This window comes from Novosphingobium sp. HR1a (assembly GCF_015594425.1).
Taxonomy (GTDB): domain Bacteria; phylum Pseudomonadota; class Alphaproteobacteria; order Sphingomonadales; family Sphingomonadaceae; genus Novosphingobium; species Novosphingobium resinovorum_A.
This window is the reverse complement of record NZ_JABXWS010000059.1, coordinates 80,098-91,794: the sequence shown is the minus strand read 5'-3', so window position 1 is coordinate 91,794 and position 11,697 is coordinate 80,098. Positions and strand designations below refer to the sequence as shown.

Sequence of the window (11,697 nt, the reverse complement as noted above, 5' to 3'; positions counted from 1 at the left end):
ACGCGAGTTGAATTTGATGCGCATGAAGAAAACCGCTGCCCTCCTCCTCGTCGCGACGGGCGCGGTCATGCTGTCCGCTTGCGGCAGCACCGGCCTGTTCAACCGTGCTCGCCCCGACGAGTTCGCCGTGCAGCGCCAGACCCCGCTGGTGGTGCCGCCCGACTTCTCGCTGAGCCCGCCGAAGCAGGGCCAGCCTCGCCCGACCGACGATTCGGTGCAGCAGCAGACGCTCGATGCGCTGTTCGGCGGCCCGCAGGCCCGCAGCGACATCGAGAAGTCGGCGCTCAGCCTGGCCGGCACCGCCGAGCCGTCGATCCGCTCGACGGTGGGGGATCCGCAGACCTACACGGTCGCCAAGGGTCAGCTGACCCGCGCGATCCTCGCCGCGCCGGAAGGCGATGGGCGTGACGCGCAGACTGCCGTGGGCGGTTGATCTCTCGCTGAAACGATACGAAAAAGGCCGGGCGAAAGTCCGGCCTTTTTCTTTCGTGCAGGGCACAACCCCGTCATCCCAGCGAAGGCTGGGACCGCTGGCCTGTTACTGCCAGAGCGATTGCCCCACCCTTCGTCATTGCGAGCGTAGCGAAGCAATCCAGGGCAGTTCGGCGCCGCTCTGGATTGCTTCGCTGCGCTCGCAATGACGCTTCAAGGTTTAGCTATCGTCAAAGCGTCCGGTCGAGGGTCGGGCTTTGCGCGGCCAGCGGCCCCAGCCTTCGCTGGGATGATGAGGTTTGTTTTGTGATGCTGGCCCTAATTCTTCCTGCGCATGAAAAAGGGCACGCGGGTCGCCCCGCGTGCCCTCTCAATCATGGCCTAGCCCGCCAGCAGGCTTGTCAGCCGTCGCCGGTGACGCCGTCGTCCTCATCCTCGACGCTGCTGACGAGGAGCTTGTCGATCTTGAGCCCGTCCATGTCGATGACTTCGAAACGCCAGCCCTGATCGGTGAAGTGCTCGCCCTCGCGTGGGACCTTGCGCAGTACGTGGAGCACCAGCCCTGCGAGGGTCGCGAAATCACGGTCCTCGGGCAGCGTGATGCCGAGGCGATCGGCCAGCGAATCGGCAGGCATGGCGCCGGAAACCAGCAGCGATCCGTCCTCGCGCTCGGTCACCATGGGCTCGTCGCCCTCGTCCTGGTGCGAGACGAAGTTGCCCGCCAGCGCCGCGAGAACGTCGGAGGGGGTCACCACGCCTTCGAGGTGGCCGTATTCGTCGTGGACCACAGCCATCGACACTTCGGCGGTCTGCAGCTTGCGCAGGGCATCCATGGCGTCGAGCTGGTCGGGGATGACCTCGGCCTTGCGCATCATCGCGCGGACCTCGACCGTCCGGCCCTCGACCAGCGCGGCGAGCACTTCCTTGACCTTGAGGATGCCGACCACGTTGTCTGGTGCGCCTTCGCCCGCCACCACCGGCAGCAGCGAGTGCGGCGAGGCGGCGATCTTGGCGCGCAGCTGGGTCTCGTCGGCGTCGGCGTCGATCCAGTCGATCTGGTTGCGCGGGGTCATCAGTTCGCGCACGGGACGCTCGGCGAGACGCATCACCCCGGTCATCATCGCGCGCTCCTCCTCCTCGATAACGCCGGTGCGGGTGGCCTCGGCGAAGATCATGTGGAGTTCCTCGGCGGTGAGACGCTCGGTATCGCCGCTGCGGATCGAGAACAGGCGCAGGATCAGGCCCGAGGACTTGTCGAGCAGCCAGACGAACGGGCCCATCGCCGTCGCCAGGATGCTCATCGGGCGGGCCATGACCAGCGCAACCGGCTCGGCCATGCGCAGGGCCAGTTGCTTGGGCACCAGTTCGCCGACGACGACGCTGGCGTATGTCGTGGCAATGATCACCAGCGCGAAACCCAGCTCGCCTGCGAAACGGACCGGCACGCCGAGCGTGGCGAGGCGATCGCCGACCGGCTGGCCGAGACTCGCGCCCGAATAAGCGCCCGCGATGATGCCTATGAGGGTGATGCCGATCTGTACCGTCGAGAGGAAGCGGCCCGGGTCGGCTGCCAGTTCCATCGCGGTCAGGGCGGCCCGGCTGCCCTTGTCGGCGGACATCTTGAGGCGCGGCGTGCGCGCGGAGACGATGGCCAGTTCGGACATCGAGAACAGGCCGTTCAGCAGAATCAGCCCGATGATGATGAGGACGTCGGTCCAGGGAAAGGGTGTCACAGTGCTTTCACCGCTAGCAGAGATTGTGCGCCGCGCGAAGAACCCGTGTTGGCCAAACGCCGCATGGCAACGCTTTGCAATGCGTCAGGCAATCTGTCGCCGGCCCGGGAACCGTAGGTAATGCTGTGTGTTGAAGGGCGCACAAGCCATTCGCCGTTCATGTTCACTACCGCACAGATGTCCGGTATAAGGGCACATCAAGAGGAAGGGACACCCAAGAGATGAAAAAGTCGCGCCTGATCACTTCGGCCGCCGCGGTCTTCGCGCTGGTTTCGGTTTCCGCCTGCGTCACCGACCCGAACACCGGTGAGCGCAAGGTTTCCCGCACGGCGATCGGCGGTGCCGGCGGCGCGGGCCTTGGCTATCTGCTGGGCAGCGTCATCGGCGGCAAGACAGCGCGCATCGTCGGTGCCGGCATCGGCGGCGTCGCGGGCGGCGTCGTCGGCTACCAGATGGACAAGCAGATCAAGGAACTGAAGGAACAGACCGCCGGTTCGGGCATCGACGTCACCCAGCAGGGCGACGGCATTCTGGTGAACCTGCCGGACGTGACGTTCGCGGTGAATTCCACCGTCGTCAGCCCTTCGTTCCAGACCTCGCTCGACAAGGTCGCGCAGTCGATGGTGCAGTATCCGAACAGCCTCGTCGACGTCTACGGTCACACCGATTCGACCGGCTCGGCCGCCTACAACATGGACCTGTCGAAGCGCCGTGCCGATTCGGTGGCGCGCTACCTGATCAGCCGGGGCGTCTCGTCCTCGCGCATTCAGACGCAGGGCATGGGCATGAACTACCCGGTCGCGGACAACAACACGCCGGAGGGCCGCGCGCTCAACCGCCGTGTCGAGATCAAGATCACGCCGGTCACCACCGACGACGCCAGCTCGGCGAAGTAAGACCTTCCGCAGGAAGCGGGATCGGGGAAGGGGCCGGCGCGGAAAACCGCACCGGCCCCTTCTTCGTAACCACGTGATTTCCATAGAGTAACTTGAAACGCCGCAATATCGGCGTAGTCTGGCCGCGAACAGGGTTCGGGGGGACTTGATGCGTTTCAGGATTGTGGCGGCGGCGCTGGCTGCGTGGTTCTCGGTTACGCCTGCGCAGGCGGCCTGGACCGAGGCGTCGAGCGAACACTTCGTCATCTACGCCAACGATTCCGACAAGGACATCACCCGCTTTGCGCAGCAGCTCGAGCGGTATCACGCGGGGATGGCCTATGTGCTGGGCTCCAAAGTCGCCAAGCCCAGCCCGTCGAACCGGGTCACCGTCTATGTTGTGAAGAACACCCGCGAAGTGCGCGAGCTTCATGGCGGCGACAACAAGTTCGTCGGTGGTTTCTACGTGCCACGGGCAGGGGGCTCGCTGGCGATCGTGCCCGCCGTGCAGAGCGGCAGCGGGCAAGTGACCTGGTCGATGATCGTGTTGCTGCACGAATATGCCCACCACTTCCTGATTTCCAGCAACGTCTCGGCCATGCCACGCTGGCTGAGCGAAGGGTCGGCGGAGTTTTTCGCCTCGGCCAAGTTCGAGGCGGACGGCGGGCTCTGGCTCGGCCGCCCCGCCAGTCACCGCGCGGGGGAACTGCTCTATGCGCAGGACGTCAAGGCGGCGGACCTGCTCGACCCAACCGATTACGACAAGCGCAAGCACACCAGCTACGACGCCTTCTACGGCAAGAGCTGGCTGCTCTATCATTACCTGACCTTTGGCGGCGATCGCAAAGGCCAGTTCACCCGCTACACCGAGCTGCTTGCCAATGGACGCGGCCAGCGCGCCGCAGCGCTGGAAGCTTTCGGCGATTTCGACAAGCTGGAAAAGGATCTCGATCATTACTTGCGGCAGCGGCGGATGACGGCGCTGACGCTCAAGCCGGAACTGCTGACGATCGGCCCGGTGTCGCTGCGCACGCTCTCGGCGGGGGAGGCGGAGATCATGCCGGTGCGCATCCGCTCGCGGCGCGGCGTGTCGAGCGAGGAAGCCGCGACGCTGCTGGTCGAGGCGCGGGCGATCGCGGCGAAGTATCCCGATGATGCAGCGGTGCTCGCCGCGCTGGCTGAGTGCGAATATGACGCCGGGCACGACAAGGAGGCCGTCGCCGCCGCCGATACCGCGATCAAGCGTGATCCCTCGCAAGTCAACGCCTACGTCCAGAAGGGCTATGCGCTGTTCCGCGAGGCTGAGGACAACAAGGGCGACGACAAGGAGCGCGCTGCCGCGTACAAGACGGCGCGGGCGCCCTTCATCGCGCTCAACCGGCTGGAGAACGACCACCCGCTGCCGCTGATCTACTTCTACCGCAGCTTCGTCGAGCAGGGAGAGCAACCTCCGAAACTTGCGGTCGACGGGCTGATCCGGGCAGTGGAACTGGCCCCCTTCGATCTGGGCCTTCGCATGACGCTCGGTACGACGCTGCTGCGGCTGGGGCGTTCCCCGGAAGCCCGCATCGTGCTGGGGCCGGTGGCGAACAACCCGCACGGCGGCGGCATGAGCACCTTCGCGCACAACCTGATCGAGCGGATGGCGAACGATCCCGCCTGGAAGGGTGAGGATATGGGCGAGGAAATGCCCAAGGACTCCGAGGGTGAGGGCGCCGAAGGGTCCTGAGAGGGTGCGGCCGCCGTTCGGTCAGACCGAATAGCGCCGCGCGCGATCTGCGAGTCGCTCGACCGCGGCAGCATGGATGCCATTCGAGGAAACCAGAACGCCGAATGCGCGGGGATCGCGCTTGTTGTAGTTGAGCGGTTGGCCGAAGGCGTCGGTCACCGAGGCGCCCGCCTCGCGTGCGATCAGTGCGGCAGCGGCGATGTCCCACTCGTAGCCCCAGCGCAGGGTTGCCAGAAGATCGGCGTCTCCGGCTGCGATCATGGCCATGCGCAGGGCGATCGAATTGGGCTGCTCGACAAGGGTGAGGTCGGCGTCCTCGGGAGCCAGCTTGAGGGCGGGTACGCGCGATCCGCCCAGCACCTCGCGTTCGCTTGCGGTAAGCCGGGCGCCGTTCAGCCATGCGCCTTTGCCCGCTTCGGCCGACCAGAACTCGCCGCCGTTGTCGCGGTTACGCACGGGGGCGAAGAGGTAGCCCAGCAATGGCCGCCGCGTGTTCACCAGCGCCACCGAAATCGCCCAGCCCTTGCGACCATGAATGTAGTCTCGGGTGCCGTCGATCGGATCGACCAGCCAGACCAGTTCATGGTCCTGCCGATCCTGCGTGTCGGCCGTCTCTTCCGAAAGCCATCCTGCCGCAGGCAGCAATGCGCGCAGTTCGCGCTTGAGGTAGGCATCGACCGCGAGATCGGCGGTGCAGACCGGGCTTCCCGGCGTCTTTTCCCACGATTCGAGCGCGTGCCCATCGCCTGGCCATCCGGCAAGGGCGATGCGTCCGGCCTCCCGGACGATGGCTTCGAGTCGCTTTCTGTCGATCATCGGGCGCGCTCCCGCATCAATTGCTATTGAGAACTGATATCAAATAAGGTCGATGAAATTCGACGTGGCTATGCATTTGCGCAGGCGCCGGGCCTTTTCAAGGGCGCCGGGATGTGCTTAGGCGGACGCCGAACATATGGCTACGGCGCCTTCCCCGGGAACCTCCAGCAGAAAGCGATTTGAGCGATGAACATTCACGAATATCAGGGCAAGGAACTCCTCGCGAAGTATGGCGTGGGCATTCCCGCCGGCATCGCCGCCCTCACCGTCGAAGAGGCAGTCGCCGCTGCCAAGCAGCTTCCCGGACCGCTCTACGTCGTCAAGGCGCAGATCCACGCCGGCGGCCGCGGCAAGGGCAAGTTCAAGGAACTCCCCGCCGACGCCAAGGGCGGCGTGCGTCTTGCCAAGTCGATCGAGGAAGTCGAGGCTTTCGCCAAGGAAATGCTCGGCAACACCCTCGTCACCATCCAGACCGGTGAAGCAGGCAAGCAGGTCAACCGTCTCTACGTGACCGACGGCGTCGACATCGACAAGGAATACTACCTGTCGATGCTCGTGGACCGCAAGACCGGCCGCGTCGCCATGATCGTGTCGACCGAAGGCGGCATGGACATCGAGGAAGTCGCCCACAACACGCCCGAGAAGATCACCACGATCACCATCGATCCGGCTGAAGGCTTCCAGGCGCACCATGGCCGCGCCGTCGCTTTCGCGCTGAAGCTGTCGGGTGACCTCAACAAGCAGGCCCAGAAGCTGGCCAAGCAGCTCTACACCGCGTTCATCGCGATGGACTGCGACATGGTCGAGATCAACCCGCTGGTCGAATCGAAGGGCGGCGAACTGCTCGTCCTCGACACCAAGATGAGCTTCGATTCGAACGCTCTCGCCCGTCACCCCGACATCTTCGCCCTGCGCGACGAGACCGAGGAAGACCCGGCCGAGATCGAAGCCTCGAAGTACGACTTGGCTTACATCAAGCTCGACGGCGACATCGGCTGCATGGTCAACGGCGCCGGCCTCGCCATGGCGACGATGGACATCATCAAGCTGAACGGCATGTTCCCGGCCAACTTCCTCGACGTCGGCGGCGGCGCCAACAAGGAGAAGGTGACCGCGGCGTTCAAGATCATTCTCGCGGACCCCGCCGTGAAGGGTATCCTCGTGAACATCTTCGGCGGCATCATGAAGTGCGACATCATCGCCGAGGGCATCGTTGCCGCGGCGAAGGAAGTGAACCTGCAGGTTCCGCTCGTCGTCCGCCTCGAAGGCACCAACGTCCAGCAGGGCAAGGACATCCTGGCCAACTCGGGCCTCGCGATCGTCCCCGCCAACGACCTGGGCGATGCCGCCAAGAAGATCGTCGCCGAAGTCCAGGCCGTCGCCTGATCCTTTCGGTGATGCGCATCATGCGCACGATCATATAGCGAATATTGAGACGGCGGGGGTTTCGCGACCCCCGCCGTTTCTGCATGTATGCGTTGCGCGAAGTTTCTCTTTTCCCGTCGCAAGCTCTTAGCGCTTTAGCGAGGCTTGACGTCGAGGCAGAGGAACGCGATAGCTCGCACCAGAATTTAATCGTGCGGTTAAATTTGCCGTCCCAGCAGTGAGAGGACAGATCGCAATGAAGATCATCGTGCCCGTTAAGCGGGTCATCGATTACAACGTGAAGCCGCGGGTCAAGGCCGACGGCACGGGCGTTGACCTTGCCAACGTCAAGATGAGCATGAACCCCTTCGACGAGATCGCCGTCGAGGAAGCCATCCGCCTCAAGGAAGCGGGCAAGGCCGAAGAGATCATCGCCGTCTCGGTCGGACCGGCGAAGGCGCAGGAAACCCTGCGTACCGCGCTCGCCATGGGCGCCGACCGCGCGATCCTGATCGAGACCGACGCCGAAGTCGAACCGCTGGCCGTGGCCAAGATCCTCAAGGCCATCGTGGCTGAAGAGAACCCCGGCCTCGTGATCCTCGGCAAGCAGGCGATCGACGACGATTCGAACCAGACCGGCCAGATGCTCGCCGCGCTGACGGGCCGTCCGCAGGGCACCTTCGCCTCGAAGGTCGATGTTGCCGGCGATTCGGTTGCCGTGACCCGCGAAGTCGACGGCGGACTCGAGACCGTGAAGCTGTCGCTCCCCGCCATCGTCACCACCGACCTGCGCCTCAACGAGCCGCGCTACGCTTCGCTGCCCAACATCATGAAGGCGAAGAAGAAGCAGCTCGATGTGAAGTCGCCCGCCGACTACGGCGTCGACATCGCGCCGCGTCTCAAGACCCTCAAGGTCTCCGAGCCGCCCGTGCGTTCGGCTGGTATCAAGGTTGCCGACGTCGACGGCCTCGTCGCCAAGCTCAAGGAACTGGGAGTCGCATAATGAAGACGCTCGTTTGGGTCGAACACGACAACGCCTCCGTCAAGGACGCTACCCTCTCCGCCGTCACCGCTGCTGCCAAGCTGGGTGAAGTCCACCTCCTCGTCGCCGGTTCCGGCGCGCGCGCCGTGGCTGACGCCGCTGCGCAGATCGCTGGCGTGGGCAAGGTTCACTTCGCCGACGACGCGGCCTACGAGCACGCGCTGGCCGAGAACATCGCGCCGCTGATCGTGGACCTGATGGGTCACCACGACGCCTTCGTCGCGCCGGCCACCACCACCGGCAAGAACGTCGCCCCGCGCGTTGCCGCGCTGCTCGACGTCGCGCAGATCTCGGACATCCTCTCGGTCGAGGGCGAGAAGACCTTCACCCGTCCGATCTACGCGGGCAACGCCATCGCCACCGTCGAATCGAGCGATCCGAAGCTCGTCATCACCGTGCGCGGCACTGCCTTCGCCAAGGCCGAGGCCACTGGCGGCTCGGGCGTGGTCGAGGACGTGACGGGCGCCGGTGATGCGGGCCTCTCCAGCTTCGTGGGCGCGGAAATCGCCAAGTCGGAGCGTCCGGAGCTGACCAGCGCCAAGATCATTGTCTCGGGTGGCCGCGCGCTGAAGGACTCGGAGACCTTCGAGGCCACGATCATGCCGCTCGCCGACAAGCTGGGCGCCGCCGTCGGCGCTTCGCGCGCTGCGGTCGATGCGGGCTATGTGCCCAACGACTACCAGGTCGGCCAGACTGGCAAGATCGTGGCACCGGAAGTCTACATCGCGGTCGGTATCTCGGGCGCAATCCAGCACCTTGCGGGCATGAAGGACTCCAAGACCATCATCGCCATCAACAAGGACGAGGATGCCCCAATCTTCCAGGTGGCCGACGTGGGCCTCGTGGCGGACCTGTTCAGCGCGGTGCCGGAGCTTACCGGCAAGCTTTGAAATCTGAAAATTCCCTTCTGTCACAAATGCTTAACCCCCGGATGCAAATCCGGGGGTTATTTGCTGGGTATCGTGTGGATGTCAGTGCCTACACGATGTGCATGGTCGGGGGACGTTGCAATCATGAGGCATCGGAATTTTTGGGCTCTTCTTGCGATGCTCTGCGGGTTGACCGTCGGAACCTGCTGCCACGCCAAACCCAAAATCACGATGTTGCCCGCGATTTCGCAATGGTTGGTAGATTACCAGAAGACGAGTTGCGTCATGGTTCGACGCTTCGGTACCAGTAAAAGACCGGTTTTGCTGAGCATGAGGACATACGGCCCCGGTCGCGATTTCGAAGTTACCGTTGCAGGCGAGATCGCTGCACGGCTGCAGCAGGCGCCGCAATTCGGAATCGCCTATGGCCTCCACGAGCTTTCGTTTCCCAGTCTGCATCACAACGCACGCGCGGGCGCATACGGTCCCGCGGTTCTGCTTTCGAGTGCATTGGCTACCAAGAAGCACCGGCAGGTGGGGGGCTTCGCAGCCGAGCCGATGCCGGATTCTGATTTCGAGGCCACGGTCGATCGGATCAGTCTGGGGACGTCGCATCAGACATTCGTTCTCGACACCGGCAGTGTTCTTCCGGTGCTTTCCGCGCTGCGGACTTGCACCGACGCGCTGGTGCGGAGTTGGGGCCTTGACCCAGCCGAGCAGGCCGAGCTTACGTGTCGCCCTAAAGTGGCGGACAAAAAATGGATCTCCGAGATACTCAAGGATTTCCCGTCTGAACTCGAATATCAGGGCAAGGATGGGCGCCTGAACTTGCGCGTCATGGTGGACAAGGCCGGACAACCGACGCAGTGCGAAACGGTAAACGCCTTCAGGAATGCCAACTTCAATACGAAAGTTTGCGACATAGTAATCGGCATGGCCAGATTCGAGCCTGCGCTTGATAGCAACAGCCAGCCTGTCGCCTCGTTCTTTTCAGGCAGTATCGTATACGTTAACTGACGCCGCACTCAGCGGCCGCCAGGCAAGCGCTCGAACAGCATGAGCATCGTATCGTCGCTGACATGCGCGCCGTAGCGCGCGAAGCCGAGGGCTGCCGCGACGCGTTCCGACGCCGCATTGCCCTCCTCGATCATGCAGGCGATGCGTTTTGGACCATGCGCCCGGTCGAACCAGCCGAGCACGGCCTCCATCACTTCACCCGCCACGCGCTTGCCCCACCAGTCGCGGCGGACGATCCAGCCCGCCTCGGGAACGTCGTCCATGCCGACATCGTGGCCGAAGCCACGCCACGAATGGAAGACACCGCATGCAGCGATGATGCTGTCTGCGCCATGCGGACGCACCATGAAGGTGCCGTAGCCATAGAGCATCCACGACCCCGCATTCCGCATCAGGCGGTCGAACTGCGGCTGCCGTTCGGCTGAAGCAGGGCCGAGGTAGCGGCGGGTTTCCTCGTCGTCGATCAGGGCACAGAGCTGGGGCAGATCGCTCGCCACCGGGCGCCACAAGTCGAAACGGTCGGTTGTCAGCAGTGGTCCATCGGTCATAGCAGCCGATCGATCGCATGGATGCATAGGCCGAACAAGCCACCCACCAGCGTGCCGTTGATGCGGATGAACTGCAGGTCACGGCCGACTGCGCCTTCGAGGCGGTTGCTGATCGTGCGGGCGTCCCAGCGCTTCACGGTGCCCGAGACGAGGCCGACGATCTCCTCCCCATAGCGCGCGGTGACGCCCACCAGCGTACGGCGCGCAAAGCGGTTGATCTGGGCCTGCAGGCGCCGATCGCCCTGCAGCGCGGTGCCCAGTTCGCCGAGCATCGTCGTCAGTTGCCCCGCCAGCGCGGCGTCGGGGTTGCGGGCGGCGTCGATCAGCTTGCGGCGCAGGCGTTCCCAGACCGACTGCCACCACTGGCCGACGGCAGGATTGGCGATCAGTTCACGCTTGGCGTTCTCTACCCGCTCTCGCGTTTCCGGATCGTTGACGAGGCGGTCGGCGAGGCTTTCCAGCATCTGCTCGACCTTGAGCTTCAGCGGGTGGTCCGGCTGGACGATCATCTCGGCAAGCAGCTTGTAGAGGCCGTCGAGCACCGAATTGGCGATGCGGGTGTCGAGGCCGGTCAGGCGCAGCAGGCTGTGGGCGCGCTCGCGGATCATGGCGCGTACCATCTCCTCGTTCGCCTCCAGAGCCTCGCCCACCCAGCGCACCGAGCCTTCGACGAGCGGCAGGTGGCGGCGATCGGCGATCATCGCGCTCAGCATCTGGCCGAGCAGGGGGGCGACTTCCACCCGCTCCAGCTGGCGTGCGAGCCCCGACCGGACCTGGTTGCCGAGCCGTTCGGGATCGAGTGATTCGAGCACGTCGGCGATCAGGTTCGCCGCGCCCGCGCGGATGCGCGATTGGCCGCCGCGTCCCGGGTCAGCGAGGAAAGTGCCGGCGGCGGCCGCGAAGTTGAAAGCGTTCACGCGCCGCGCGACGACTTGCGGGGTGAGGAAGTTGTCGCGCAGGAACGTCGCCATCGAATCGGCGATGCGGTCCTTGTTCTCCGGAATGATCGCCGTGTGCGGGATCGGCAGGCCGAGCGGACGGCGGAACAGCGCGGTTACCGCGAACCAGTCCGCGAGGCCGCCGACCATCGCGGCCTCGGTGAAAGCGATGGCGTACCCCCATGCCGGGTGCGTGCCTGCAACCTTGCGGAGCACGACGAAGGCGACACCCATCGCCAGCAGCAGCCCGGTCGCGAACAGGCGCATCCGGCGGCCTCGATCGATGGCGATGCCCGTCAGCGGTATACCTGCATTCCGGCGGCCCAATGGCAG

Annotated in this window: 11 protein-coding genes; 7 read left to right on the top strand and 4 right to left on the bottom strand. The window is 64.7% G+C overall.

Features of this window, described 5'->3' with window-relative positions; translation table 11 throughout:
- Positions 1-16 precede the first annotated feature (16 nt).
- Positions 17-433: a DUF3035 domain-containing protein gene (locus HWN72_RS16285; protein ID WP_008832503.1), complete on the top strand. Its 417-nt coding sequence runs from the start codon at positions 17-19 to the stop codon at positions 431-433.
- 400 nt (positions 434-833) lie between these two features.
- On the opposite strand, the gene HWN72_RS16280 is transcribed toward HWN72_RS16285, so the two are convergent.
- On the bottom strand, positions 834-2,165 hold the full coding sequence (locus HWN72_RS16280) for a hemolysin family protein (protein WP_069708599.1): 1,332 nt from the start codon (positions 2,163-2,165) through the stop codon (positions 834-836).
- Between the two features lie 221 nt (positions 2,166-2,386).
- On the opposite strand from HWN72_RS16280, the gene HWN72_RS16275 reads away from it, so the two are divergent.
- Positions 2,387-3,061 carry an OmpA family protein gene (locus HWN72_RS16275; RefSeq protein ID WP_008832505.1) on the top strand — a complete coding sequence of 225 codons (675 nt, stop codon included), beginning with the start codon at positions 2,387-2,389 and terminating at the stop codon, positions 3,059-3,061.
- Between the two features lie 148 nt (positions 3,062-3,209).
- Positions 3,210-4,769, top strand: coding sequence for a DUF1570 domain-containing protein (locus HWN72_RS16270; RefSeq protein ID WP_211150726.1), 1,560 nt, complete (start codon positions 3,210-3,212; stop codon positions 4,767-4,769).
- A gap of 21 nt (positions 4,770-4,790) precedes the next feature.
- Here HWN72_RS16270 and HWN72_RS16265 read toward each other — a convergent pair whose 3' ends face one another.
- Positions 4,791-5,585: a 3'(2'),5'-bisphosphate nucleotidase CysQ gene (locus tag HWN72_RS16265; RefSeq protein WP_008829362.1), complete on the bottom strand. Its 795-nt coding sequence runs from the start codon at positions 5,583-5,585 to the stop codon at positions 4,791-4,793.
- 186 nt (positions 5,586-5,771) lie between these two features.
- Here HWN72_RS16265 and sucC point away from each other — a divergent pair, with 186 nt between their 5' ends.
- The 4 genes from sucC (at position 5,772) to HWN72_RS16245 (ending at position 9,878) form a co-directional block, all read left to right on the top strand.
- On the top strand, positions 5,772-6,971 hold the full coding sequence (gene sucC, locus HWN72_RS16260; RefSeq protein WP_008829363.1) for an ADP-forming succinate--CoA ligase subunit beta: 1,200 nt from the start codon (positions 5,772-5,774) through the stop codon (positions 6,969-6,971).
- 235 nt (positions 6,972-7,206) lie between these two features.
- Complete coding sequence (locus HWN72_RS16255) at positions 7,207-7,953, top strand: electron transfer flavoprotein subunit beta/FixA family protein (RefSeq protein ID WP_211150725.1); 747 nt, start codon at positions 7,207-7,209, stop codon at positions 7,951-7,953.
- The gene (locus tag HWN72_RS16250; RefSeq protein WP_211150724.1) at positions 7,953-8,882 is read left to right on the top strand and encodes an electron transfer flavoprotein subunit alpha/FixB family protein; all 930 of its coding nucleotides are present in this window, start codon (positions 7,953-7,955) and stop codon (positions 8,880-8,882) included. The genes HWN72_RS16255 and HWN72_RS16250 overlap by 1 nt, the downstream gene beginning before the upstream one ends.
- 168 nt (positions 8,883-9,050) lie before the next feature.
- On the top strand, positions 9,051-9,878 hold the full coding sequence (locus HWN72_RS16245; protein ID WP_211150723.1) for an energy transducer TonB: 828 nt from the start codon (positions 9,051-9,053) through the stop codon (positions 9,876-9,878).
- An 8-nt stretch (positions 9,879-9,886) separates the two neighbouring features.
- On the opposite strand, the gene HWN72_RS16240 is transcribed toward HWN72_RS16245, so the two are convergent.
- The gene (locus tag HWN72_RS16240) at positions 9,887-10,426 is read right to left on the bottom strand and encodes a GNAT family N-acetyltransferase (RefSeq protein WP_036525690.1); all 540 of its coding nucleotides are present in this window, start codon (positions 10,424-10,426) and stop codon (positions 9,887-9,889) included.
- Positions 10,423-11,631 carry a DUF445 domain-containing protein gene (locus tag HWN72_RS16235; RefSeq protein WP_211150784.1) on the bottom strand — a complete coding sequence of 403 codons (1,209 nt, stop codon included), beginning with the start codon at positions 11,629-11,631 and terminating at the stop codon, positions 10,423-10,425. The genes HWN72_RS16240 and HWN72_RS16235 overlap by 4 nt, the downstream gene beginning before the upstream one ends.
- Positions 11,632-11,697 lie beyond the last annotated feature (66 nt).